The following is a 24,811-nucleotide window of genomic DNA, read 5'->3' as shown; positions in this document are numbered from 1 at the left end:
AGCCTACCGGAGCAGGCACAAAAGAGCTTGAAACAGAACGTCATGGTTTGGTCGGCCCTCATCATAGAATGACAAAGCCTAACAGCAAGGGTATTCCGAACACGCCTGCTGCTCTCCCCACCCCTAGAAAGTGATATTGGAGCGGAGTCCGAAGACGGCTTCATTCCCGACGAGGCGATTGCCTGTCCAGTCTGTCACACCGCCAGAGGGATGCCAGACATACTGGAAGTCCGGCTGCATGACCCACCAAGGGGTCACCTGCGCCTGATAGGTGAGTTCCAGATGGTTTTCATTGCCCTGCACAGGTGCGCCAGAATTGCGATCATACCGCCGCTGGCCAGAAGAAGCCCGGCCAATGCCCCAGCCCAGACCAACCGTGTCATTGTCACGCCCCTTGAAGGGCGCCTTGAGGTTGATGCCCGCATCAATGGCAAAGCTGATCATGTTGCGGTCCCCACCATTGCCTGTAGCACGCGCAAAAATGCCAACAGACTGTGGAGACTGAAGTGAGGGCCGCCAGATCATCTGGTCAATAATACCATAAACCATCCAGTTGCCCCGATCCCACCGTGGAATACCCGTGGTATCAGCCGCACTCCCTAAAGCCTTCCCCTGATTGTTGTAGCGATAATCAGGGAATTTAGCCGTATCGTAATACCCACCCAGCTTGTAGATGCCCGGCAGACCGGGATCCTTGGTGACATGTGACATGTCATCGGGTTGGGGTTGAGGGCATATTGTAGTTCGGTAATCAGTAGCGCACCGGTGCCCATGTTGAAGTTGGCCCCATCCTCATCATGAGTGTTCTGATTGGTGGGGTCTGCGCTGTTGCCGCCGTTCTGGATACCAAAGGAGTTGTTGCGATTCCCCGGTGGGTTGTCATCTGCTGCCGCAAACATGAAGGTGAACTTGTCTGACGGACGATAGCGGATACGAATGGCGGGAGAAGACAGCGGCCAGGATGGGCCACCCGCATACAGGTTGACCGATGGGGCCATGGGCCAACCAAAGTTGGAGTTCAGATACAATGCCCCGTAATCACTGATCAGGAACTCGGTATCCAGATCCTGCTGCCCGATCTTTACATCCAGCTTGCCGTCCAGAAAGGACTGTTGATACCACAGCTCAAACAGACGGGTGGAGCGATCGGCCTCAAACCCGCTGACCGGGTTGAAGTTGGCCAGATGATCCTGCGAGATGGAGCGCCCACGCAACTGAAGGGCGCTAACATTGAATGTGCCGCCCTTCAGGCCGATCAGCTTTTCCAGATCCACTGTCAGGGTGGGCATGGTTACCCCATCATAGGCTGGGCCGGTGCCTGAGCCACTGGCGCCATCAGCCCCTGAGGCCGTGCCCCCTGTGGCGTTGCCCCACAGTTCATCCACTTCTTGAATATCAAAGCTGATGCCGTGTTTGGCCATCCAATCCCGCGCCCCCCACATGTTGCCCAGCAGGTGGTCACTCATGTCTGGCGTGTCATCGCCCTTTTTCTCGGCCGCCGCCGCTTCTGCCGCACGCTGGGAATCCCGCACCGTGGCCGGATCAATCTGCTCAATCAATGGCCCTGAATTGCCCAGACGGCGACGGTCCTGCTCCGCCTGTGTCTCTTCACTATGCGCTAAGGCGGGCAAGTTGCCTAATACCCCTCCGGCCAGAAGCAAACAGGGCAGAGAATATGGGACTTTCTTCCAAATTCTATTTGTAAAACAAGGCATTGCTACACTTCACCGCGCAGCATGAAGGCAAAACAACCAAAGGGATTACGGGAAAAACCTGCTAAAAGCAGATGAGTAAACATAGTACATGATCCACCTCCGGTTCCCTCGCCCGGCGGTTAAACAAGACAACAACGGCAGGTCTCCTGACTTGCGGGTCATTGCATATTGCTCAGCCTTCCCGATGTTGCCACCAGTGGCTGCCGCTGTGATGCGGCCAAGGAGTAATATGCTCTCCGCCTACAGTTGCGAGGGCAGTTGCCGACTTGGTTCCAACACTGGAGCCTCCGGCATTCCCTTTCAAACCCGCTTGCGCGGGACCGTTGCAAGACGGCGCAACCCTTACCTTATTTTTGTCTCATATTTCAATCTTTGCCTGAATATACGCGTATCACTCTTGCCAGAGGCCCCATTTTAACCCACCTGTCTCTCCAGACTTTTCCCAGACTGGCGACTTATGGACCAACGATACCGCATTCCACCTCTTGCCATGCTCAATGCCTTTACGGCATTTGCGCGCACGGGCGGTATCAGACGGGCTGCCGCAGAATTGCGCGTAGATCACGCAGCTATCAGCCGCCACATTCGGGATCTGGAAAATATTCTGGGCACCCCCTTGCGAGATAAGGAAACGGGAACCCTTACATTAGCAGGCCACACTTATTATTCCCGCATCACTCCGCTATTGGAAGAACTAGCCACAGCTACGGCAGATATTCGCAACCATACGCCCCCCCTTACCATTACCTGCGCGCATGGTTTTGCTTACCATTGGCTGTTGCCACGGCTTTCCACTTTTCGGCGCGCGCATCCTCAACTGGAAATTATGTTGCGCCCAGTAGATGCCAATACGGCGTTCCATGTTACCGGTGTGGAAACAGATAATCATGCGCATATCGGCTATGTGCGAGATGATGCTCCGTTAGCAGAGCCACGCAACACACGCAGCATGATTATTGCCAGGCCAGATGTTTTTCCGGTGGCTGCCCCCATCTGCCTGACAGAACTGGGTGGTCAACCGCGCACAACAGCAGATTTGCTACGTGCACCCTTGTTACAGGAAGAAGATGAAGCCGAATGGAAACTGTGGTTGCATGCGCAAAATGTTGCCTGCACAAAACTGCCAGCCGCAACGCGCCTCTGGCAGGCCCACATTACACTGGCTGCTGCGCGCGCCGGAGAAGGGATTGCTCTGGGCAATATTTTCCTGCTGGGGAATGATCTTGAAACAGGCCATTTGGTGCGTGTGCAACCTACGCAAACCCCTTTGCGAGAAGTGGCCTTAGGAGCCTACCTTCTGCGCGCATCTACTGCCACGTGGGAGAAAAAATCCCTCATCACATTCCGAAACTGGCTTTTGGAACAGGTAGAGCTGGAAACGCAAAACACACCCACCCTGCCCCAATAAGAAGTAAGGGTTCCGCAAAACAATATGTATGCGCTAAATTACTGGTGACTTTTTATCACCACAGAGGCAACAAAAAATCTCCTCCCCCTCCTGTGCGAAACATTTTACGAAACAGAAACAACTTTGCCCGCAACATAGTTCCCGGGAGCCCGTATTAATGGCCACGAATAAAGACCTTCTGAACCGCCGCACCAATGCTGTGCCACGCGGTGTTGCCACCTCCACCCCAGTTTTTGCAGATCGTGCAGAAAATGCCGAAATCTGGGATGTGGAAGGCAAGCGCTATGTTGATTTTGCAGGCGGTATTGCCGTTCTGAACGTTGGCCATCGCCACCCAAAAGTAATGGATGCTGTTAAAAAACAGCTAGACCGTTTTACCCACACGGCTTTTCAGGTTTCTGCTTACGAGCCCTATATTGAGCTGGCCGAAAAGCTGAATGCCCGCGCACCGTTTTCTGGCGATGCCAAAACCATCTTCTTCACTACGGGTGGGGAAGCCACAGAAAATGCTGTAAAAATTGCGCGTGCAGCAACTGGTCGTAATGGCGTCATTGCTTTTTGCGGTGGCTTCCATGGGCGCACACTGCTGGCTTCTGCACTTACGGGTAAGGTGCTGCCTTACAAGGCACCTTTCGGCACACTGCCGGGCGAAGTTTACCATATTCCCTTCCCCGATGATCATGACATCACGGTCGAAGACAGCCTGAAGATGCTGAACTTCCTGTTTGCGGCTGATATTTCCCCCAACAATGTGGCTGCCATTATTATTGAGCCCGTACAGGGTGAAGGTGGTTTCCGCGTTGCCCCTACAGCGCTGCTCAAACAACTGCGCGCTATTTGCGACCAACACGGCATCAAACTGATTGCCGATGAAGTGCAGAGCGGCTTTGCCCGTACTGGCAAACTGTTTGGTATTGAGCATTCTGGCGTAGAACCGGATCTGGTGTGCATTGCCAAATCTCTGGCAGGTGGCTTCCCGCTTTCCGGCGTAATCGGCCGTGCGGAACTAATGGATTCGGTTCCTCCGGGTGGTTTGGGTGGCACATATGCTGGCGCCCCGCTGGGCTGTGCTGCTGGTCTGGCTGTGTTGGATATTATTGAAGAAGAAAAGCTGCTGGACCGTGCCAACAGCATGGGCGAACGCCTGAAAGCCCGCATTGCAGGCTGGCACAAACGCACAGATATGCTGCCTGTCAGCATGCCACGTGGGCTGGGTGCAATGGTTGCCTTTGATATTCTGGAACGCCATGCAGGTGCAGAACAGCGTAAGGGCTTTGGTTCCAAACTGTGTGCCCGTGCCTGTGAAAAAGGCTTGATTCTGCTGGCTTGTGGTGTGCAGGGCGCTACCATTCGTATCCTGACACCACTTACGGCATCTGATGAACTGGTTGATGAAGGCTTGGACATCATCGAACAGATTCTGCTGGAAGAAGCAAAAGCCTAATCTGCATTTTTCTGCCGTAACCAGCAAAAAGGCGGCCTTTTTTAGGGCCGCCTTTTTATTTGCATTATCAGGTATTTATAAAATTAGGATAAATTCTCCAAATATACTGTCATAGTCAGGCCATCATTCCTGCTTATTCTTAAAAATAACGATTAAGAAAAACAGGAGGCCAGAATGACAGCGTTTGGCGCGTATTGGCTGCAAATACAAAATTCTTTTCGCAAACGACTTCACGCTTTGCATAATTTAAAAATGCGCAAAGCCGCACATATCAAACATTAAATATTCCGGCCCCTTGTTCTTCCTCCACCAATAAAAAAACCCGCCTACCACCTACGGCGTGTCGTCAGTTAAGCCCTGAGAGTGGCACGTGAGGGTTGTACTTTGTGTCTGCGTGTGCTGACTGTTTTCCCGTTTTTTTGGGGAGACAGACAGATGCGGCGCTATAGTTTACGCGATGACCAGTGGGAGCGGATAAAGGATCTTCTTCCTGGTCGAGAAGGCTATGTCGGCGGCACTGCGGTGAACAACCGTCTGTTCGTGGAGGCGGTGCTGTATCGCTATCGCGCGGGTATTCCATGGCGCGACCTTCCTGCCCGTTTCGGTGACTGGAAAAACGTGCACCGGCGTCTGCGCCGCTGGTGTGAAAGCGGCGTCATCGAACGGATATTTCGTTATCTGGCCGCTGATTACGACAACGAATACATGATGATCGACAGCACAATTGTCCGAGCGCATCAGCATAGTGCCGGAGCTCTCAAAAAAGGGGCACGGATCAGGCCATCGGACGATCACGAGGCGGGCTAACTACAAAGATCCATGCCATCTGCGACGCTCTGGGCAATCCAGTGGAACTCGGCATCACACCGGGACAGGATGCCGATATCACCCAGGCAGAACCACTTCTGGAAAACATCGAACCGGATGCTTTCCTTGCTGACAAGGCGTATGACGCGGACAGGTTGATCGATCGGCTGATACAGCGCGGGATTACCCCGGTCATCCCGCCAAAACGCAACAGAACGACACGACGGAAAACCGATTTTTCTCTCTACCGCGAACGGAACCTTGTTGAGAGGTTCTTCAATAAACTCAAGCAGTTTCGCGCTATCGCAACCCGCTACGATAAACTGAAATCGACCTTCCTCGCAGCCGTGCAGTTCGCCTCAATCATCATCCTGCTTAACTGACGACACGCCGTAAGGTAGAGCGGGCTTTTTAATGCCGTTATGCAGCGTTATTTTTTGTCATCAGAGAACGTGTTCTGGCCCCACCGGCCAACATCATGCGCGGCATTGTCTGTGCCTTCCTTGGTCTTGTTCCAAGCGTGTTCAGTACCTTCACTGGTTTTGTCCCAAGCTTTGCGGGAACCGTCCTTGGTTTTATCCCAAGCCTTTTCGGTGCCATCGCTCGTCTTGTTCCAAACTTTGTGAGAGCCTTCCTTGGTTTTGTCCCAAGTTTTTTCAGTGCCTTCGCGGGTTTTATCCCAAGCGTTATGGGTGCCTTCTTTGGTCTTATCCCACGCTTTTTCACTGCCCTCGGTGGTTTTGTCCCAGGTCTTGCGAGAACCGTCCTTGGTTTTGTCCCACACTTTTTCTGTGCCGTTGCTTGTCTTTTCCCAAGCCTTATTCGTGCCTTCCTTGGTCTTGTTCCACGCGTGCTCGGTGCCTTCACGGGTGTTATCCCATGCGCGGCCCAAAGCGCCTTCTTCAGCATGGGCGCAAGGCAGGCTTATAGCAAACATGGCAGCGCCCAGCAGAGTTGTAGCGGCCGTCCGAAAAGAATAATGAGACACGAGATACATCCTCTTAAGTGAAAACCATATCGTTAAAGGTAAGTATTCAAAGGCTTTATGGCAAATGTACGCCACATCCGTGGCAGTACCGCCCAACACGTTTTAACGCGGCAGGGAATCCAGCGCGGCCTGCAAGATGTATGCTGCAGCCAGCCGATCCACCATTTCCGCTCGCCGTGCGCGGGAGAGATCGGCCTCATTAATAAGCATACGATTCACTGCGGATGAGGAAAGACGTTCATCCCACTGGCACACGGGCAAACCTGTCTGTTCCGAAAGCGCAAGCGCCCAATCACGGCTAGCCTGCGCTGCCGGGCCAAAGGACCCATCTAAAGAAAGCGGAATCCCCACAACCATGCCGCCAATTTCGTGTTCTTTGGCAAGATCACGAATAAAGCTGGCCATTTGCCCCAGTTTCCCGCGTTTTACCGTTTGAAATGGTGAAGCCACCATGCGGGAAACATCGGAAAGCGCCAGCCCCACCTGCTTTTTGCCGGGGTCTATCCCTAGCAGGCGTGCGTGTCTGGGCAGGGTTGCAACAAGGTCTGTCAGGCTAAGCAGTGTCATATGGACGGTATGTTGCCTTTCGCGCGATTATGCTAGGTGCTTTCTTCCTATTGAGATCAAGAAAAGAGGGGTCCGCTTTCATGTCGCTAGACCTTGCGACCACCCGCCGCATTGCCAAACTGGCCCGTATCGGGCTGGAAGAGCATGAGCTTGAAGCCACACGCCAGAAGCTGAACGGTATTCTGGGCTGGATTGACCAGCTTGCCGAAGTGGATGTGGAAGGCGTTCCCCCCATGGTGGGGACAGAAACCGAAACCCTGCGCCAACGGGAAGATAAGGTAACAGACGGCAACTGCCGTGATGCCCTGTTGGCCTGCGCGCCAGAAACATCTGGCCCCTTCTATACAGTACCCAAGGTGGTGGAATAATGCTGACCGGACTGACGCTCACCCAAGCGCGTGAAGGGCTTGCCGCCCGTAAATTTTCTGCACGGGAACTGGCCAAAGCCCAGCTGGACGCCATTGCCCGCCTGAACCCGGTGCTGAACGCCTATATTACTGTGCTGCCAGAAGAAACAGTTCTGGCCGCGGCAGATGCAGCAGATGCCCGTTACGCCGCAGGCACTGCCGGACTTATGGATGGTCTACCTATTGGCGTCAAAGATCTGTTCTGCACCAAAGGCGTGCGCACCACGGCTGCCAGCAAAATGCTGGAAAACTTTGTGCCGCCTTATGAAAGCACAGTAACGGCCAACCTGCTAAAAGCTGGTGCGGTTTTCCTTGGCAAAACCAACCTTGATGAATTTGCCATGGGTTCTGCCAACATCACATCGGCTTTCGGGCCGGTGGCAAGCCCGTGGAAGCGCAAGGATGATCCCTCCGCCACATTGGTGCCCGGTGGCTCTTCCGGTGGGTCTTCCGCTGCTGTTGCTGCTGGCTTGGGCCTTGCCGCTACAGGCACAGATACAGGTGGTTCCATCCGTCAGCCTGCCGCTTATTGCGGTATTGTAGGGCTAAAACCCACCTATGGTCGTTGCAGCCGCTGGGGCACCATTGCCTTCGCAAGCTCGCTTGATCAGGCTGGCCCCATGACACGCAGCGTGGCCGATGCCGGGCTGATGCTGGAAGCCATGGCTGGCTTTGATGAAAAAGACAGCACCTGCTCAAACCGCCCTGTACCTGCTTTCAGCAAAGCTGTTGGCAAAAGTGTAAAAGGCCTGCGCGTGGGTATTCCCACAGAATATCGCTCCCCCAACCTGCCAGTAGAAGTTGTGGCTATGTGGGAACAGGGTATTGCGTGGCTGAAAGAAGCGGGCTGCGAGATTGTGGATGTTTCTCTCCCGCACACCAAATACGGTCTGACCACATATTACATTATTGCTCCGGCTGAATGCTCATCCAATCTGGCGCGCTATGATGGCATCCGCTTTGGTATCCGCAAGGACGCTCCCACGCTGGATGGCGTGTATGAAGCTACACGCGCCGCAGGGTTTGGTGCAGAAGTGCGCAACCGTATTCTGATGGGCACCTACGTGCTTTCTGCTGGCTATTACGATGCTTATTATCTGAAAGCCCAGAAAGTCCGCACCCTTATCAAGCGTGATTTTGAACAGGCGTTTGAAAACGTAGATGTGCTGCTTACTCCCACCGCGCCATCTGCTGCCTTTGCGCAGGGTGAAAACATGGATGACCCGGTGCAGATGTATCTGAACGATATCTTTACCGTGCCAGCTAGCATGGCCGGCGTGCCTGCCCTTTCCGTTCCGGTGGGGCTAAATGGTAATGGCCTGCCGCTGGGGTTGCAGGTAATTGGCAAACATTTTGATGAAGAAACCGTGCTGTCTATTGGCGGCGCGTTGGAAGCGGCGGCAGGCTTTACGCACCTTCCGTCCGTACATGCGGGAGCAGGCGCATGAGCTACGTAATTGAAGGTAAAACCGGCCCGTGGGAAATTGTGGTGGGGCTGGAAGTGCATGCACAGGTTATCAGCCAGTCCAAGCTGTTTTCCGGTGCTTCCACAAAATTTGGGGGCGACCCAAACACACAGGTAAGCCTTGTTGATGCGGCCTTCCCCGGTATGCTTCCTGTTATCAACAAGGAATGTGTGGCGCAGGCTATCCGCACCGGGTTGGGGCTGAATGCCCAGATCAACCTGTTCAGCCGGTTTGACCGTAAAAACTACTTTTACGCCGACCTGCCGCAGGGGTACCAGATCAGCCAGTTCGAGCATCCCATCATCGGCAAGGGCTCTATCGAAATTGAGCTTCAGAGCGGCGAGACACGCCAGATTGGCATTACCCGTCTGCATCTGGAACAAGACGCCGGTAAGCTGCTGCATGATCAGGACCCCACAAAATCTTTTGTGGACCTGAACCGTGCAGGCGTGGCCCTGATGGAAATTGTGAGCGAACCCGATATTCGCGAACCAGAAGAAGCCGGGGCTTACCTACGGAAGCTGCGCCAGATTCTGCGCTATCTGGGCACATGTGATGGCAACATGGAAGAAGGTTCCATGCGTGCTGACGTAAACGTTTCTGTGCGCAAAACGGGCGAACCTTTCCGCACCCGTTGCGAGATCAAGAACGTCAACTCCATCCGCTTTGTTATGCAGGCCATTGAAGTGGAAGCCACGCGCCAGATTGAAATCTGGGAAAACGGTGGCGAGGTTGATCAGGAAACACGCCTGTTTGATCCAGGCCGCGGTGAAACCCGCACCATGCGCTCTAAGGAAGATGCGCATGATTACCGCTACTTCCCAGATCCTGACCTGCTGCCACTGGTGGTAGAACAGGCATGGGTGGATGATCTGAAATCCAAGCTGCCAGAACTGCCGGATGCAAAGCGTGCCCGGTTCCAGAAAGACTATGGCATTCCATCCTACGATGCCGGTGTGCTGGTTGCAGAACAGGCCGTAGCTGATTTTTACGAAACCGTGGCCAAAGGGCGCGATGGCAAGCTGGCAGCAAGCTGGGTAATTGGTGATCTGTTCGCGGCCCTTAACCGCACCAGCAACACCATAGAAACCAGCCCTGTCAGTGCGGCCTCCTTGGGTAAAATGCTTGATCTGATTGCTGATGGCACCATCAACGGTAAGATCGCCAAGGAAGTGTTTGAAGACATGGTGGAAACCGGCGATAGCCCGGATGCCATTGTGGAACGCAAAGGCCTCCGGCAGGTTACCGACACAGGTGTGATTGATGCTGCCATTGCCGCTATTTTGGAAAAACATGCGGATAAAGTGGCAGAATACCGTGGCGGCAAAGACAAATTGTTCGGATTCTTTGTGGGTCAGGTCATGAAGGAAACCAAAGGCAAGGCAAACCCTGCTCTGGTAAATTCGGCCCTGAAGGCTCAGCTAGACGGCTAAAATCTACAATTTGAAAAAATAAGTTTTCAGGGGGTTTGACGGAACGCGTTGAACCCCCTAAAAGCAGCGATGCAAACGTCGTGTATGTTCGCACTCTTCGGCGGAGGGGTGGCCGAGTGGCTGAAGGCGGCGGTTTGCTAAACCGTTATACGATGTCAAGTCGTATCGAGGGTTCGAATCCCTTCCCCTCCGCCAGAGATAGAAATTTCTCCAAGCTCCTTATTTACAGATTTTTCCGCGCTAGTGCGCGTTAAAGGGACTGCAAATCATACAACCGGCGGTACAGCCCGTTTTGTTGCTGTATCAGTGTTGTATGAGCACCATCTTCTACAATCTGGCCGTGCTCAAAAACCAGAATCCGATCCAACCCGACAACAGTGGCAAGGCGGTGTGCCACTACCAAAACCGTGCGGCCTGTCATCAGGCGTTCCATTGCTTCTTGCACCAGCGCTTCGGATTCGGAATCCAGACTGGCAGTGGCTTCATCCAACACCAATATGGGGGCATCCGCCAAAAAGGCACGAGCAATGGCAATGCGCTGACGCTCCCCTCCTGAAAGCTTTACACCACGCTCGCCCACCAGCGTTTGGTACCCTTCGGGAAGCCTATCAATAAAACCAGAGGCATTCGCTAATTGAGCAGCCTGCGCAATTTGCTCTGGCGTAGCACCTGGCCTGCCATAAGCAATATTTTCTGCCAGACTTCGATGAAACAACACGGCTTCCTGCGGCACTAAAGCAATTTTTTCTCGCAAATCAGACTGACGCACGCGTGCAATATCTATGCCATCAATCAAAATTCTGCCTGACTGTGGCACATAAAAGCGCTGTAGCAGTTTGATGAAACTTGATTTTCCTGAACCAGAAGGCCCCACCAAGCCTACCCGACTACCGGCAGCAATCGTAATGGAGAGATCAGTAAAAAGAGCCCTCTCCTGCCCCGGATATTTGAATAAGATATGTTCAAAGCGGATTTCCCCTGCATTCACTTGCAAGGGCACTGGGTTGGCAGGGTCTGCTACCGCCGCAGGCGTACGCCACAACGCCAGTAATTCTTCCATTTCATTAACAGATCTCTGCACCACAGAAACCTGCTGCCCAATATCGCGCAGGTATCCCTGCACCAAAAAAGTCATGGTCAACACGTAGGCCACATCACCCGGGCCTGCACGCCCCTTCCACCATAACCAAACCGCTGCGCCTGCCAAAACAAGACGCATACACATAACAACGGCTGCCTGAATGTTGGCGCTGTCTGTGCCTTTGGTCCATGTATAAATAGTGGCTTTTCGCCATTGGGAAATAAGTGCCTGTAGCCGGCTTTCTTCACGCTTTTCTGCACCAAAAGCTTTTACAACCGTATTGCAGGTTATGGCGTCTGCCAAGGCAGCCCCCATGCGGCTATCCCACGCATTGGCCGCCCGTGCAGATGGTGCCACGTAACGCAGAGTTAACGTGCAAGAAAGCACAACAAACAAAATGGAAAGCACACCCAGAATGGCCCCCATAAAGGGCCAGTGCCACCCTAGCACCAAAGTTGTCAGCACCAGCAAACATGCTTCGGGTATCAACATCAGGAGCAACGTATCATCCAGCATATCCACAGCCCCCATACCGCGTGTTAAACGCCGGACAGTGGAACCTGCAAACGTATTGGCATGCCATTCCGCAGAAAGCTTTTGTACATGTGCAAAAGCTTCAGAACCTATTTTCTGCATAACCTGAGTGGTCAGATGCGTAATGCCCAAATAAGCGTACCGCTTTAACAGCACATTCCCGAACCCGCATGCAGCCATGGCACCCAGCATCCAGAGTGCATCATGCACTTTGCCTGCCTGCACCGCCGGAGCAGAAACATCTGTTACCAAACGTCCTGCGGCCAAAGGCATAAGCACATCGGCCACCGTAGCAGCAAGAATGCTTCCGACTGTTATGGTTAAGGGCACTGGAAACGCCATCCAGCGCCGCCCCACAAACTTCAGCACATCTATAAAAAGCGATGCCTTACGCTCGGATTCGACATGACTTTCTGAAGTTTGCGACATGATAAAAACCTGAAAAACAGAACCGGTCCGTTGTGTATCCCGAGACATAAAGCCCTGCAAACACGGAATACGCATCAGCATGGACGCCAGACGGCCAGACGCGTTACACTGTATATATGGCCAAAAAACTCACCACTGCAGTCCCCGTAAACTCAGATAAACTGGCTGATAAGCCGCGTGCAAAAAAACGCACGACAGCCCAAAAACCGGCCTCAGCAACACAAAGTAGCGGACCTACTGCCATTGCACCACGGGATATGACCCCACAGGAAATATACAGTTTTCTGACAGACCTTTCCCAAGCATGGCCAGATGCTCAAACGGAACTGCTTTACACAACACCTTTTACGCTACTTGTAGCCGTTGTGCTTTCAGCCCAAGCGACAGATGCCTCCGTCAACCGTGTAACACCTGCTTTGTTCGAGGCCGCCCCTACTCCTGCAGACATGGTGAAACTGGGGGAAGAAGAAGTGGGCAAACTTATTCGCACCATTGGGCTGTGGCGTAATAAGGCCAAAAATGTTGTCGAACTTTCCCGCCAACTTGTAGAAGACCATCAGGGCGAAGTGCCGGGCACGCGGGATGAGTTGGAAAAACTGGCTGGTGTAGGCCGGAAAACAGCAAACGTGGTGCTAAATGTTGCGTTCCATAAGCCTACCGTGCCGGTAGATACGCATGTTTTCCGTTTAGCTAACAGATCTGGGCTGGGACGAGGCAAAACAGTGGAAGCTGTTGAAAAAGCTTTGGAAGCCCGCATTCCTCTGGAAATGATCCAGCCTTCCCACCACTGGATGATTCTGCAGGGAAGATATGTTTGTAAAGCCAGAAAACCTGAGTGCTGGCGCTGCAATGCTAAAAACCCCTGCCTGTTTCCAGACAAAACACCAGCGCCACGTGTAAAAGCACCTAAAACCTTAGCCGGGTAGAATCCCACACAGGCATGCCCCTAGCCGGCTGGCAAAATCCTTATAGCCAGCCAGCAAGTTCCTGATGCGCTAAAGCTTCCAGCAGATCAATGCTGGCAGGCGTATCGTTCAGGCATGGCACCTGCGTAAATTCCTGCCCGCCTGCCTGTATGAATTCTTCGCTCACTTCATTGCCGATTTCATCCAATGTTTCCAAACAATCCGCCATAAAGCAGGGCGTTACAACCGCAATGCTGGTAATGCCTTTTTCAGGCAAACCGGCGATAAATGGTGCCGTATAAGGCTCCAACCATTTGGTTGGCCCAAATCGGGATTGGAAAGTCATGGGCAGGGTTGTTTCATCCCGTCCTAAAGCTTTGCGTAAAGCCACAACAGTTCTTTCACATTCTGCCCGATAGGAATCACCCTTGCGCACATATTCTTCCGGCAAACCGTGGAAGGATGCGACAACCATCTGAAACGGAATATCGGCTTCTGCCTCTGCCAGACGCACAGAATCTGCAATGGCTTTAATAAAAGCCGGATGATCTGGAAACGATGGAAGCGTGCGTATGGCAGGCTGATTACGCAAACGCATCAGCGCACGAAACAACTGATCATTCGCTGTTGCTGTTGTTGTGGCACTGTACTGCGGATAAAGCGGCATACACAAAATGCGATCACACCCTTTTTCAAGCAATTCATGCACTGCTTCTGCAATAGTCGGCGTGCCATAACGCATACCCCATGCAACAGGCACGTTTTGTGCAGCAAAACGCTCGCTCAATGCTTCAGCCTGATGGCGCGTATAGGTGCGTAAGGGGCTTTCATCCTTATGTGTGTTCCATATGCGCGCATAGGCTTTTCCGCTTCTGCGTGGGCGGGTTGTAAGCACAACCCCTTGCAAGATGGGCTGCCAAAGTGCCGGAGGCCCTTCTATTACCCGGCGGTCAGACAGAAACTCGGAAAGATAACGGCGTACGGCCCGGTATCCCGTATCATCCGGAGTGCCCAGATTAACCAGAAGAATACCAACGCGCGGAGCTGCCTGTGCGTGTTGCGGCTGGGGCGGAATATGATGAAAAACCATGTTTATAACTTCTTTTCTTTCAAACAGCTCAAACCTTTTTCAAAGCATTTCTGCATAACAGAAGGTAATGCTGTATCTTTCACACATTCCACAGGCACTAAAAAACCATCACTCACAGCCTGATTGGAAAAATGCTTTATCTGGGCCACATATACATCCAGATATAAGGTAAAATGTGTAAACACATGCTTAATACGCCCTGCTAACTTCCAGGCTGCCGCAAACGGAGCTGCTTGCAAAATATCTGCCTCGCTCCAGTTTTCTAATCGCCAATCGGTGCCGGGCAATTCCGTCATGGCGGCCAAAAGCCCTTTCTCTGCCCGTTTACGCAATAGAATCTGCCCTGCTGCATCTCGGGCAAGAAAGGCTGCGCCGTAACGTACAGGGCGCTCTGCCTTAGGCAGCTTGCGCGGCAATTCCGCTGCAATACCCTGTTTATGGGCAGCACATTCCCCTTGCCACGGGCACAAGCCGCATGCCGGTGCTCGCGGTGAACACAGGGAAGAACCCAAATCAAACAAAGCCTGTGCAAAGTCAGATGGGCGTTCCTGCGCTTCTGGGTCTGCATTTAATGTTATGGCCAGTTGCGCCAACTTTTTACGGGCTGGCGGCAATGGCTCCGTAATAGCGAACAAGCGCGCCGTTACACGTTCCACATTGCCATCTACAGGCACCACAGGCACACCAAAAGCAATGGCCGCCACCGCAGCCGCCGTATATGGGCCTATACCTGGCAGAGCACGCAAACCCTGAACATCTTGCGGAAACCCATCAAGAGCCACCACGGCCTGCGCACAAGCGTGCAAATTACGGGCGCGGGAATAATAGCCTAGCCCCGCCCATGCGGCCAAAACGTCTTCCCGATCAGCACTTGCCAAAGCCTGCACTGTCGGAAACTTTTCTGTAAAGCGTAGATAATATGGAGCAACCGCTTTAACAGTGGTCTGCTGTAGCATGATCTCGCTCAGCCATACCCGATACGGATCTGGATGAGATTGGCCGACAACACGCCACGGCAGAGTGCGGCGGTGTCGGTCATACCAATGAAGCAATGCATGGGCTGATGGATGTGTCACGGAGGCAGTTATGAAGAAGGAAGCCAACGGCGGCAAGGCTGTAACACCTAAAAGCCGCAGCACGCGCCGTAGCCCCCAAAAGCCGGAAGCCGCCCCTCCGCCACGCGCCAGAAACTTGCGCAGCCTTGCTGCGCTGCTGCCAGCCGTTACGGCACCGGCTTTTCGCCGTCGTTCTCCCACAGGCGCTATGTTGATGAGCCAGTGGCCAGATGTGGTGGGCCCAGCACATGCTGCTGTTACCAGCCCACGCCGCCTTTCTGCTGGCACATTAACCATTGCGTGCGCTGGGCCTGTTGCCATGGAACTTCAGCATCTGGGAGATACGCTTATTACACGTATCAACACATGGTGTGGGGAGCCTTTGGTAAGCCGCCTGCGCTTTGTGCAAGACCCAGCCGCAGGCACTCGCCCCCGCCCACAACGCAGAAAGCTCCAAAAACCCGGCGTAACCTGCACACTTCCCGAAATGGAAGAAGGCCCTTTACGGCAAGCTTTAGAAACTTTGGGTACGGATATTTTGAAAAATCAGAATAAAAAACGTTCGTAACCTAAAGAATAATCTGCTCAATAATATTGTAATAAAAAAGTTATTTTGAGCTTTTGTTCTTGAAATTGACATAATCTTATTGCCTTACAAAGCGCAGTTTTTCAAAAGCTGGGCAAACCCAAACTCTTTCGGGCCTCTGTCTGACAATCCAACAATAAATACAGGACAATCACAGGATCTGCGCCATGTTGCGTAAACCTAACACGACACTGAACATGAGACACCAGAACACAAATATTTCCGCAGGGCATAAAACACGAGACAGTCTGTCCGACTTGCAGTTTCTGCAAGAATGGGTGGCTTCTCCTGCCTATTCCACTGCCAGCGTTTTACGGGCAGGGCAGATCCGCCGCACCAACCCGGATCTGGTACGTAAAGTAGCTGCCAAAACACATAAAACGCCGTAAAATACCAGTTCTACATCATTCGCATAAAATCAGGATTGCATCACAAAGGCGCTCAGCGCACCATAAGCAACATGTCTTTGCGTATGGGTTGTTCTTTGGCTGTCTCTTTGCGTCAGAAAAAGCGGTTTTTAATGGCTTTTGCCAGCCTTGCCATGTTGGCAGGCTGCGCGAACCAGCCACGTTCCAGCTACAATCCACCCGGCCCAGCCGTAGATAAATGGGGGCCTTATATTCAGGAAGCCTCCACCCGCTTTTCCATCCCTCAGGCATGGATCAGAGCTGTAATGCAGCAGGAATCTGGGGGCCACCAATATATGCATGGCCATCTAACACGCTCCGTGCATGGTGCCGTAGGGCTTATGCAGATTAAGCCAGACACTTACCGGGAACTCGCCAAGCGCTACCAGCTTGGCTCTGACCTCTATAATCCGCACGACAACATTATGGCGGGCAGTGGTTACATCCGCCAACTGTATGACAGGTTTGGTTCTCCTGATTTTCTGGCCGCTTACAGTTGCGGGCCCCAGTGTATGGAAAACCACCGTACGCGCCATACGGCCCTGCCTTCTTATGCCAAAGCTTATCTGGCGTCTGTTACGCCGCATCTGAATGATCCAGTACCAAGCGCTATTACGCCAGCAAGCACGATTGCCATTGCAGACACCCAAGCCCCAACAATCACACCTGCTGTAGCGGTTGCGCCTGCTCAACAAGTTGCCAGCATTGCCTCACCGGGGATCGCGCCCCCCATTACAGATGACATAGAGCCACCAGCGCCTTCCGCTTCTGATACCAGTGCCATTCCGGTATCCTCTTCGGCTGATACCCAACCAATAACAAACACACCGCCAGCCTATCAGGCCGCAAACACTGTGCCTGTTTCTGGGCCTGCTATGATATGGCAACAAAATACGCCCTCTGGTGGCGCTATTATCCAAATTGGTGCCTTTTCATCGCAAGAAAGAGCGCAGCATGCCATCCAGATTGCGCATCAATCCACCCCCGCTCTAGCCCGTGCGGAAGACCGCATAGACCGGATTGCCCTTAAAAGTAGCGGACAATCTGTATGGCGTTCACGCCTGGCGGGCCTACCATCCGCACAGACAGACACAATCTGCATGTCCTTAAAGCAGCAGGGGTTAAACTGTGTTGCCGTAACACGCTGAGTTATATTTTATCCATTCAGCATCAATCGCACTTACGTTTTCTGGGCATGATTTCCCTTGCCTTGCTTGTATTTTCAACACGCGGTTGAACATCTCTCCCCAGCAAATGCTTGGCGGGACAGAACTGAAAGGATATGAGATAAGCAGAATACTCTCTTGACCCCGAAGCCAGACCTGAACATTTGCAAAGGCGACCGGGAAACACGGATACCCAGCGCTGAAGGAGCCGTACCGCCACCATGCTTCGTCGTCTCATGCCCTGCCGTCCCGCCGCCAGCCACGCGCCTGCCGGGTTTCGCCGCGCCAGCACCCTGCTTACCGCATGTGCGAGTATTGGCCTGTTAGCTGCGTGCTCTTCAGGTGATAGATCAGACAATGGTCTGACAGCACCGCGCAACCATCTGCTAGCCGAAGATCGCGGAGCATCTGGCGGTGATGCAGAACTCAAAGGGGGCGTAAATGCCTATTTGTGGCGCGCAACCCTTGATACCCTTTCTTTCCTGCCGGTTTCTACCGCAGATGCAGAAGGCGGTATTATCCTGACAGACTGGTACACCCCACCTGCTGCCCATGATGAACGCTTTAAGGTAACGGCCTTTATTTTGGACAAGCGCCTGCGTTCCGATGCCCTGCGCCTGAGCGTGTTCCGCCAGATCAAACAGGGGGAAGAATGGGTGGATACACCACCAGCCCCCAATACCGCATCTGATATTGCAGCACGCATTCTCTCTCGCGCACGTAAGCTGCGGGCCGATAATGGCAACCGGGATAGCTAATTTTATCCCGGCGCCTTTTTTCACATTCCTCTTCATCAGGTCTTAGACACAGAATATTCATGTCCCAGTCTTCCAGCACGCCCACGTCCTATGATTTCAATATGGTTGAACCCAAATGGCAGAAAGCCTGGGCAGATGCCGATATTTTCACCGTTCCTGACATTCCCCCAGCGAACAAGCCCAAATACTATGTGTTGGAAATGTTTCCCTACCCGTCTGGGCAGCTACACATGGGGCATGTGCGCAACTATGCATTGGGAGATGTGATTGCCCGCTACAAGCGTGCACGTGGTTTTTCTGTGCTGCACCCTATGGGATGGGATGCGTTTGGCCTGCCAGCAGAAAATGCAGCGCGTGAACGTGGCGTGCACCCCAAGGAATGGACGCTGAACAATATTGCCACCATGCGCGGCACATTGCAGCGTCTGGGCTTTTCTCTGAACTGGGATAGAGAAATTGCAACCTGCCTGCCAGACTATTACGGCAAACAGCAGAAGCTCTTTTTGGATTTTCTGAAAGGTGGTTTGGTTGAACGACGTGAAAGCTGGGTTAACTGGGACCCAATTGATCAGACCGTTCTGGCAAATGAACAGGTTGTTGATGGCAAAGGCTGGCGTTCTGGTGCCCCTATTGAGAAAAAGCAGCTTTCACAGTGGTTCCTGAAAATTACGGACTTTGCTGAAGATCTGCTGAATGGGCTTAAAACGCTAGACCGCTGGCCAGAACGTGTGCGCACCATGCAGGAACGCTGGATTGGCCGTTCTGAAGGGGCAAAACTGCGTTTCTCTCTCCATCAGCCACCTGCTGGGCTTGATGAAAATCTGAACGCTGTAGAAGTATTCACGACCCGACCAGACACGCTGTTTGGCATGTCCTTTCTGGCTATTGCTCCAGATCACCCGTTAGCTGCATGGGCAGCCAAACAGAACCCACAAGCGGCAGAATTTGTGGCAGAATGTCGCCGGCTTGGCACATCTGTAGAAGCCGTGGAAACGGCTGAAAAGCGCGGTTTTGATACAGGCCTACGGGTAAACCATCCGTTTATGGATAAAAGCTTTCCGGTTTGGATCGCCAATTTTGTGCTGATGGATTACGGCACAGGCGCTCTGTTTGGCTGCCCGGCTGGTGACCAGCGCGATCTGGACTTTGCACATAAATATAACTTGCCTGTCACTCCTGTTGTTTTGCCTACTGGCAAAGATCAGGCTGATTTTACTATCACCACCACCGCCTATACCGGCGATGGCACCATGATCAATTCCGGCTTCCTTGATGGTCTTTCCACCGAAGAAGCACGGAAAGAAGCCATTTCTCGGTTGGAAGGTCTGGGCATCGGGCAAGGTGTGGTCAATTGGCGCCTGCGTGACTGGGGTATTTCCCGCCAGCGCTATTGGGGTTGCCCTATCCCCATCATTCACTGCGCAGATTGCGGACCGGTTGCCGTGCCGGATGAGCAACTTCCTGTTGAGCTGCCAGATGATGTGTCTTTTGATAAACCGGGCAACCCGCTGGACCATCATCCCACATGGAAGCACACGACTTGCCCGCAATGCGGCAAGCCCGCCACGCGTGAAACAGACACGTTTGACACGTTTGTAGATAGCTCTTGGTATTTTGCTCGCTTTACAGCACCGCATGCACCTACCCCCACGGTGAGAGCCGCGGCCGATGGCTGGCTACCTGTCGATCAGTATATCGGTGGCATTGAACACGCCATTCTACATCTGCTGTATGCTCGCTTCTTCACCCGCGCCATGCACCGCACTGGGCATCTGGATGTGGATGAACCCTTTGCCGGGCTGTTCACCCAAGGCATGGTAAGCCATGAAAGCTATAAGGATTCAGCGGGTAACTGGCTATATCCAGAAGAAGTGGAACGCACAGCAAATGGCTGTGTGAAACGCGGCACCACCGAGCCCGTAACCGTTGGCCGTGTGGAAAAAATGTCCAAATCCAAGCGGAATACGGTTGCACCTGTTGCCATTATTGAACGCTTTGGCGCTGACACGGCCCGTTGGTTTGTGCTTTCTGACAGCCCGCCTGAACGCGACATGGAATGGACAGAAGCTGGCGTGGCTGGTGCCGCCCGTTTTAGCCAGCGCTTGTTCCGCACCATTCGCACAGTTGCGCAGGATGTTCCTGCCACAACAGAATGCCCTACAGACATTGATCGTCAGGCTGATACACTACGCCGCACCACGCACCGCACCATTGCTGCCGTAACGGAAGCTCTGGAAGGCTTTGCCATTAACGTGGCTGTGGCGCGTATTCATGAACTGACATCTGCTCTGGCAGAAGCTGAAAAATCTGCGGCTGTTCCCGGTATGGCATTTGCACGCCGTGAAGCTGCACAGGCACTTTGCCTCCTTTGCGCACCCATGATGCCACATCTGGCTGAGGAAATGTTTGCGCTGGTTATGCCTTCTGCTGGTTTGGCTGCACAGCAGCCTTGGCCAGAAGCGCAGCCAGATCTGCTTACAGCAACGCATATTACGATTGCTGTGCAGATTATGGGCAAACTGCGTGGCACTATTGAAGCGCAACCAGATGAAGATGCTGCAACTGTTGTTGCCCGCGCAGAAGCAGAGTCCAACGTGGCGCGGCTTTTAGAAGGCAAACGCATTGTGAAACGCGTTCATGTTCCCAACCGTATTGTTAACTTTGTAACGGCAGGCTAATGGCTTATTCCCGTTTTCTCCTTCGCTCCGCACGTCTTGCTCTGGCAATCACACCACTGGTTGCTCTGCCAGTTGTGCTGAGCGGTTGCGGCTTTCAGCCTCTGTATGGAGAAAACGGGAAGAACAACGTAGATGTTAACTCAGAACTTAAAGAAATTTACGTTGCCAATATACCAGAACGCACAGGCCAGCAGTTACGGTTGGCCTTGCAGCAGCAAATGGCTGCAGATGGACCAGAAGACCCACATAAATACACACTGATTGTGATGCCTTCCTTCAATGCAGAAGCGATCGACATTCACTCAGACAACACATCCGGGCGCACGCGTATTACCGGCCATGCCCACTGGCAATTGCTAACTGTAGAACAAAACCCCAAAGTGCTGGCGCAAGGTGATACCACCACAATGGATGGTTACACCAACACATACGAACAGTATTTTGCCCAGACATTGAACAACGAAACAGCTATGGGGCGTGTAGCCCAAACCCTTGGTGAGCAAATTACTCAGCAGGTTTCTACGTGGTTCCGCACTCATGCGGCTCCGGCTGTCTCACGTGATCAAGGGCCAAAAGCTTTTTATCCCATTCCAACAGCCATGCCCGAATCTGACAAAGAAGTGCCTATGGAACAGGAAGGTGCTGATGCAATTCCAGATATGGCAACTGGGCGTGGCGGGCCAAGCCAGTATTAAGCCGGCTTTTATTTCATGAAGATAGACGCCCGCAACCTATCCCGCGTTCTGGCTGATCCTGGAGCATGGCGCATCCTTCTTCTGCATGGTGAAGATACAGGGCTTATTAAAGAACGCGCTCAGGACGCTGTTATTAAAATAGCCGGATCAGCAGATGATCCATTCCGGGTTGCGGTTCTTGACCGTGAAACTCATGACAAGCTGATGGAAGAAGCAACGGCTCTTTCCTTTATGGGAGGGCGTCGTGTGGTGCGTGTGCGTGATACATCCGATTCCCTGCTCAAGCCATTAGAAGCTTTTTTGGCTCAAAGCAGTGATACCCTCGTTATACTGGAAGCTCCGAGTCTTTCATCGCGCTCCAAGCTTCGCAACCTTCTGGAAAAACATCCCAACTGCGCTAGTATCGGCTGTTATCCTGAAGAAGGTCGTAATCTAGAATCCTCTATTACGCGCATGCTGGCAGAACATAATGTACGCATTGATTCTGATGCCTTGCATTGGTTGACCAGCCGGCTTGGTGCAGACCGTGCCGCAGCGCGTAGTGAAATAGAAAAATTATGTTTGTATGCGGGTGCTTCTGGCAGCCTAACGCTAGATGATGTCCGAGCAAGCATAGGAGATGCCGGTAGCGTTTCTTTGGAAGATGCTGCCTTTGCTGCAACAGAGGGCAATCGTATTGCCGCAGACACGGCCCTAGAAAGAGCATTGGCGGAGGATACAAGCCCTATTGCCATTGCCAGATCTTTTCTAGGGCATCTGCATAGGCTACGCCGTGTAAGAGCTGCTATGGCTGCGGGAATTAGCCGCAGTGATGCCATTAAAGCACTTCGTCCCCCGGTTTTTTTCAAACGCACAGCAAGTTTTAACAGAGCATTAGAGTTGTGGTCTCTCCCAGCTCTTACTAAAGCCGTGGAAGAAACGCAGGCTCTGGAATATGCCTGCAAACAAACAGGAAGCCCCGATGCTTTGCTGTGCCGGCGATATGTTTCCACTTTAACAGCACGGGCAGCCATGCAGGCGAGACGATAGGCCCGTTCGTTTTATCTCTTGTTCGTATCAACCTCTTTCAGTATACGAAAAGCGTGTGTCCGCGTAGCTCAGCAGGATAGAGCACAGGATTCCTATTTAATTGGGCACTATAATTGGAAACATTATAGTGAATCTGCTCAAAGTCGGGGAACGCTTAATCTGGGAAACAGATTGTGCCAATCCCGAGCCAAGCCTTGTGCTTTTATAGAACAAGGAAGGTGTAGAGACTGGACGGGCAGTGCCTAACGATCTGAGGTTTTCAGGTTTAAGGCAAAGGGACAGTCCAGACCACGAACGTTGCGTATTATGATGCGGCGGCAGTGAAAGCTGAAGTGGTAAGAATCCTGGGGCCGTGGGTTCGAATCCCGCCGCGGACACCATTATGTATTTTTCTAGTGATTTAGACGCCTGTTGAGACGTGTCACATACGCAAAACCCCGCCGAGTCAGGGACTTAGCGGGGTTTCAGAAACTGTGCTTGGTTGCGGGGGCAGGATTTGAACCTGCGGCCTTCAGGTTATGAGCCTGACGAGCTACCGGGCTGCTCCACCCCGCGGTTGTAAGTGTGTTGAAATTTGCTGGGGTAATATTTGAGTAGGGTGGATTGGAAGACCTGGCGGCGACCGACTTTCCCGTGGCTTAAGCCACAGTATCATAGGCGCTGGGGGTTTTCACGGCCGAGTTCGGGATGGGATCGGGTGGATCTCTCCCCGCCATGGCCACCAGGTCATCCAGTCCACCCTGTAGAGGGTGTGTGGAGGACGGTTGGTATGAAGAAGTAGGCGTCTATATGGATGATTTCTGTGCACGGGCTGTCCTTTTAAGGGGACAGTAAGAGAGTGAGCCTATTGGGTGATTAGGACCAGTTAGCTGCACGTGTTACCACGCTTTCACACCTGGCCTATTAACGTGGTGGTCTACCACGACCCTCAGGGAGACCTAGTTTTGAGGTGGGTTTCCCGCTTAGATGCTTTCAGCGGTTATCCCTTCCATACTTAGCTACCCGGCGGTGCCGCTGGCGCGACAACCGGTGCACCAGAGGTATGTTCATCCCGGTCCTCTCGTACTAGGGACAAATCCTCTCAAGTCTCCAACATCCACGGCAGATAGGGACCGAACTGTCTCACGACGTTCTAAACCCAGCTCACGTACCACTTTAATCGGCGAACAGCCGAACCCTTGGGACCTGCTCCAGCCCCAGGATGTGATGAGCCGACATCGAGGTGCCAAACCTCCCCGTCGATGTGGACTCTTGGGGGAGATCAGCCTGTTATCCCTAGAGTACCTTTTATCCGTTGAGCGATGGCCCTTCCACGCGGGACCACCGGATCACTATGGCCGACTTTCGTCTCTGCTCGAGCTGTCACTCTCGCAGTCAGGCGGGCTTATGCCATTGCACTCAACAGCCGGTTTCCGACCGGCCTGAGCCCACCATCGCGCGCCTCCGTTACACTTTGGGAGGCGACCGCCCCAGTCAAACTGCCCACCATACAGGGTCCCGGATCAGGCTAACTGACCACGGTTAGACATCAGAAAAATTCAGGGTGGTATTTCAAGGATGGCTCCACAGGAACTGGCGCCCCTGCTTCAAAGCCTCCCACCTATCCTACACAGAATGTCTCTGATGCCACTGTAAAGCTGCAGTAAAGGTTCATAGGGTCTTTCCGTCTGACCGCGGATACCCCGCATCTTCACGGGGAATTCAATTTCGCTGAGCCGATGCTGGAGACAGCGGGGAAGTCGTTACGCCATTCGTGCAGGTCGGAACTTACCCGACAAGGAATTTCGCTACCTTAGGACCGTTATAGTTACGGCCGCCGTTTACCGGGGCTTCAATTCAGTGCTCTCACACCTCCTCTTAACCTTCCGGCACCGGGCAGGCGTCAGACCCTATACGTCGTCTTTCGACTTCGCAGAGTCCTGTGTTTTTAATAAACAGTCGCTACCCCCTGGTCTGTGCCACCCGCCAATGGTTGCCCACCAACGGGTCTCGCTTATCCCGAAGTTACACGAGCAATTTGCCTAGTTCCTTCAGCATCGTTCTCTCAAGCGCCTTGGTATTCTCTACCAGTCCACCTGTGTCGGTTTCGGGTACGGTCTATACGCCAGAGCTATTTCCTGGAATGCTCCAAAAGCCAAGTCAATCCGTTAAGACCTGACAACA

General features: G+C 53.0%; 19 protein-coding genes, 2 tRNA genes, 2 rRNA genes, 1 pseudogene and 1 riboswitch (1 of these 25 cut by a window edge). Of the genes and pseudogenes, 15 read left to right on the top strand and 9 right to left on the bottom strand.

Annotated elements, in window-relative coordinates:
- Window positions 1-123 precede the first annotated feature (123 nt).
- Window positions 124-1,715 (bottom strand): annotated as a pseudogene (locus tag A4S02_RS13195) (carbohydrate porin).
- A gap of 119 nt (window positions 1,716-1,834) precedes the next feature.
- Window positions 1,835-2,055: riboswitch (cobalamin riboswitch) on the bottom strand.
- A gap of 117 nt (window positions 2,056-2,172) precedes the next feature.
- Between A4S02_RS13195 and A4S02_RS13190 the strand changes: the two are divergent.
- From A4S02_RS13190 to A4S02_RS15400, 3 genes are all read left to right on the top strand, one after another.
- Window positions 2,173-3,123: a LysR substrate-binding domain-containing protein gene (locus A4S02_RS13190; protein WP_070324041.1), complete on the top strand. Its 951-nt coding sequence runs from the start codon at window positions 2,173-2,175 to the stop codon at window positions 3,121-3,123.
- A gap of 157 nt (window positions 3,124-3,280) precedes the next feature.
- Window positions 3,281-4,567, top strand: a complete 1,287-nt coding sequence (gene gabT / locus A4S02_RS13185; RefSeq protein WP_019088137.1) for a 4-aminobutyrate--2-oxoglutarate transaminase — start codon at window positions 3,281-3,283, stop codon at window positions 4,565-4,567.
- A 435-nt stretch (window positions 4,568-5,002) separates the two neighbouring features.
- Window positions 5,003-5,757 (top strand): IS5 family transposase gene (locus A4S02_RS15400; protein ID WP_087651418.1). Its coding sequence is split into 2 segments (ribosomal slippage): window positions 5,003-5,342 and window positions 5,342-5,757, totalling 756 coding nucleotides; the frame shifts between segments, so codons are not numbered across the junction.
- Window positions 5,758-5,804: 47 nt separating this feature from the next.
- Here the strand turns inward: A4S02_RS15400 and A4S02_RS13170 are convergent.
- Window positions 5,805-6,461 carry an endoglucanase gene (locus A4S02_RS13170; protein ID WP_026019230.1) on the bottom strand — a complete coding sequence of 219 codons (657 nt, stop codon included), beginning with the start codon at window positions 6,459-6,461 and terminating at the stop codon, window positions 5,805-5,807.
- 3 nt (window positions 6,462-6,464) lie between these two features.
- Window positions 6,465-6,929, bottom strand: a complete 465-nt coding sequence (ruvX, locus tag A4S02_RS13165; RefSeq protein ID WP_070324040.1) for a Holliday junction resolvase RuvX — start codon at window positions 6,927-6,929, stop codon at window positions 6,465-6,467.
- Window positions 6,930-7,009: 80 nt separating this feature from the next.
- Here ruvX and gatC point away from each other — a divergent pair, with 80 nt between their 5' ends.
- From gatC to A4S02_RS13145, 4 genes are all read left to right on the top strand, one after another.
- Window positions 7,010-7,297: an Asp-tRNA(Asn)/Glu-tRNA(Gln) amidotransferase subunit GatC gene (gene gatC / locus A4S02_RS13160; RefSeq protein ID WP_003626251.1), complete on the top strand. Its 288-nt coding sequence runs from the start codon at window positions 7,010-7,012 to the stop codon at window positions 7,295-7,297.
- Window positions 7,297-8,784, top strand: a complete 1,488-nt coding sequence (gatA, locus tag A4S02_RS13155; protein WP_070324039.1) for an Asp-tRNA(Asn)/Glu-tRNA(Gln) amidotransferase subunit GatA — start codon at window positions 7,297-7,299, stop codon at window positions 8,782-8,784. Before gatC ends, gatA begins: the two co-directional genes overlap by 1 nt.
- Window positions 8,781-10,235: an Asp-tRNA(Asn)/Glu-tRNA(Gln) amidotransferase subunit GatB gene (gatB, locus tag A4S02_RS13150; protein WP_070324038.1), complete on the top strand. Its 1,455-nt coding sequence runs from the start codon at window positions 8,781-8,783 to the stop codon at window positions 10,233-10,235. The genes gatA and gatB overlap by 4 nt, the downstream gene beginning before the upstream one ends.
- A 102-nt stretch (window positions 10,236-10,337) precedes the next feature.
- Window positions 10,338-10,430: transfer RNA gene (locus A4S02_RS13145), tRNA-Ser, on the top strand.
- 55 nt (window positions 10,431-10,485) lie between these two features.
- On the opposite strand, the gene A4S02_RS13140 is transcribed toward A4S02_RS13145, so the two are convergent.
- Window positions 10,486-12,279 carry an ABC transporter ATP-binding protein gene (locus A4S02_RS13140; protein ID WP_070324279.1) on the bottom strand — a complete coding sequence of 598 codons (1,794 nt, stop codon included), beginning with the start codon at window positions 12,277-12,279 and terminating at the stop codon, window positions 10,486-10,488.
- Between the two features lie 116 nt (window positions 12,280-12,395).
- Here A4S02_RS13140 and nth point away from each other — a divergent pair, with 116 nt between their 5' ends.
- The gene (gene nth / locus A4S02_RS13135) at window positions 12,396-13,205 is read left to right on the top strand and encodes an endonuclease III (protein ID WP_070324037.1); all 810 of its coding nucleotides are present in this window, start codon (window positions 12,396-12,398) and stop codon (window positions 13,203-13,205) included.
- A 40-nt stretch (window positions 13,206-13,245) separates the two neighbouring features.
- Here nth and hemH read toward each other — a convergent pair whose 3' ends face one another.
- Entirely contained in the window at window positions 13,246-14,274 is a 1,029-nt protein-coding gene (gene hemH / locus A4S02_RS13130) for a ferrochelatase (protein WP_070324036.1), read from the bottom strand.
- Window positions 14,275-14,276: 2 nt separating this feature from the next.
- Complete coding sequence (locus tag A4S02_RS13125) at window positions 14,277-15,350, bottom strand: A/G-specific adenine glycosylase (RefSeq protein ID WP_070324035.1); 1,074 nt, start codon at window positions 15,348-15,350, stop codon at window positions 14,277-14,279.
- A 10-nt stretch (window positions 15,351-15,360) separates the two neighbouring features.
- On the opposite strand from A4S02_RS13125, the gene A4S02_RS13120 reads away from it, so the two are divergent.
- The 7 genes from A4S02_RS13120 (at window position 15,361) to holA (ending at window position 22,648) form a co-directional block, all read left to right on the top strand.
- On the top strand, window positions 15,361-15,897 hold the full coding sequence (locus A4S02_RS13120; protein ID WP_070324034.1) for a DUF721 domain-containing protein: 537 nt from the start codon (window positions 15,361-15,363) through the stop codon (window positions 15,895-15,897).
- A 185-nt stretch (window positions 15,898-16,082) separates the two neighbouring features.
- Complete coding sequence (locus tag A4S02_RS13115) at window positions 16,083-16,304, top strand: hypothetical protein (RefSeq protein WP_070324033.1); 222 nt, start codon at window positions 16,083-16,085, stop codon at window positions 16,302-16,304.
- Window positions 16,305-16,375: 71 nt separating this feature from the next.
- Window positions 16,376-17,470, top strand: a complete 1,095-nt coding sequence (locus tag A4S02_RS13110) for a lytic transglycosylase domain-containing protein (RefSeq protein ID WP_070324278.1) — start codon at window positions 16,376-16,378, stop codon at window positions 17,468-17,470.
- 239 nt (window positions 17,471-17,709) lie between these two features.
- Window positions 17,710-18,246, top strand: coding sequence for a DUF3576 domain-containing protein (locus tag A4S02_RS13105; protein ID WP_082246845.1), 537 nt, complete (start codon window positions 17,710-17,712; stop codon window positions 18,244-18,246).
- A 59-nt stretch (window positions 18,247-18,305) separates the two neighbouring features.
- Window positions 18,306-20,924 carry a leucine--tRNA ligase gene (gene leuS, locus A4S02_RS13100; RefSeq protein ID WP_070324031.1) on the top strand — a complete coding sequence of 873 codons (2,619 nt, stop codon included), beginning with the start codon at window positions 18,306-18,308 and terminating at the stop codon, window positions 20,922-20,924.
- The gene (locus tag A4S02_RS13095) at window positions 20,924-21,619 is read left to right on the top strand and encodes an LPS assembly lipoprotein LptE (RefSeq protein ID WP_070324030.1); all 696 of its coding nucleotides are present in this window, start codon (window positions 20,924-20,926) and stop codon (window positions 21,617-21,619) included. The genes leuS and A4S02_RS13095 overlap by 1 nt, the downstream gene beginning before the upstream one ends.
- Window positions 21,620-21,634: 15 nt before the next feature.
- Entirely contained in the window at window positions 21,635-22,648 is a 1,014-nt protein-coding gene (holA, locus tag A4S02_RS13090; protein WP_070324029.1) for a DNA polymerase III subunit delta, read from the top strand.
- 478 nt (window positions 22,649-23,126) lie between these two features.
- Here the strand turns inward: holA and A4S02_RS13085 are convergent.
- The 3 genes from A4S02_RS13085 to A4S02_RS13075 all read right to left on the bottom strand — a co-directional run.
- A tRNA-Met gene (locus tag A4S02_RS13085) sits at window positions 23,127-23,203 on the bottom strand.
- Window positions 23,204-23,258: 55 nt separating this feature from the next.
- Window positions 23,259-23,374 (bottom strand): 5S ribosomal RNA (gene rrf / locus A4S02_RS13080).
- 108 nt (window positions 23,375-23,482) lie between these two features.
- Window positions 23,483-24,811, bottom strand: a 23S ribosomal RNA gene (locus A4S02_RS13075) (it continues 1,413 nt past the right edge of the window).

Source organism: Acetobacter ascendens (genome assembly GCF_001766235.1).
GTDB lineage: Bacteria > Pseudomonadota > Alphaproteobacteria > Acetobacterales > Acetobacteraceae > Acetobacter > Acetobacter ascendens.
This window is presented reverse-complemented; position numbering and strand designations above follow the sequence as displayed.

Bases quoted from the DNA above. Each gene is read 5' to 3' on its own strand.
- hemH (WP_070324036.1), bottom strand. From the start codon at position 14,274: ATGGTTTTTCATCATATTCCGCCCCAGCCGCAACACGCACAGGCAGCT.
- A4S02_RS13120 (WP_070324034.1), top strand. From the start codon at position 15,361: ATGAAGAAGGAAGCCAACGGCGGCAAGGCTGTAACACCTAAAAGCCGC.
- A4S02_RS13110 (WP_070324278.1), top strand. From the start codon at position 16,376: ATGTCTTTGCGTATGGGTTGTTCTTTGGCTGTCTCTTTGCGTCAGAAA.
- A4S02_RS13140 (WP_070324279.1), bottom strand. From the start codon at position 12,279: ATGTCGCAAACTTCAGAAAGTCATGTCGAATCCGAGCGTAAGGCATCG.
- holA (WP_070324029.1), top strand. From the start codon at position 21,635: ATGAAGATAGACGCCCGCAACCTATCCCGCGTTCTGGCTGATCCTGGA.
- A4S02_RS13105 (WP_082246845.1), top strand. From the start codon at position 17,710: ATGCTTCGTCGTCTCATGCCCTGCCGTCCCGCCGCCAGCCACGCGCCT.
- leuS (WP_070324031.1), top strand. From the start codon at position 18,306: ATGTCCCAGTCTTCCAGCACGCCCACGTCCTATGATTTCAATATGGTT.
- nth (WP_070324037.1), top strand. From the start codon at position 12,396: ATGGCCAAAAAACTCACCACTGCAGTCCCCGTAAACTCAGATAAACTG.
- gatA (WP_070324039.1), top strand. From the start codon at position 7,297: ATGCTGACCGGACTGACGCTCACCCAAGCGCGTGAAGGGCTTGCCGCC.
- A4S02_RS13190 (WP_070324041.1), top strand. From the start codon at position 2,173: ATGGACCAACGATACCGCATTCCACCTCTTGCCATGCTCAATGCCTTT.
- A4S02_RS13095 (WP_070324030.1), top strand. From the start codon at position 20,924: ATGGCTTATTCCCGTTTTCTCCTTCGCTCCGCACGTCTTGCTCTGGCA.
- gatB (WP_070324038.1), top strand. From the start codon at position 8,781: ATGAGCTACGTAATTGAAGGTAAAACCGGCCCGTGGGAAATTGTGGTG.
- A4S02_RS13115 (WP_070324033.1), top strand. From the start codon at position 16,083: ATGTTGCGTAAACCTAACACGACACTGAACATGAGACACCAGAACACA.
- gatC (WP_003626251.1), top strand. From the start codon at position 7,010: ATGTCGCTAGACCTTGCGACCACCCGCCGCATTGCCAAACTGGCCCGT.
- gabT (WP_019088137.1), top strand. From the start codon at position 3,281: ATGGCCACGAATAAAGACCTTCTGAACCGCCGCACCAATGCTGTGCCA.
- ruvX (WP_070324040.1), bottom strand. From the start codon at position 6,929: ATGACACTGCTTAGCCTGACAGACCTTGTTGCAACCCTGCCCAGACAC.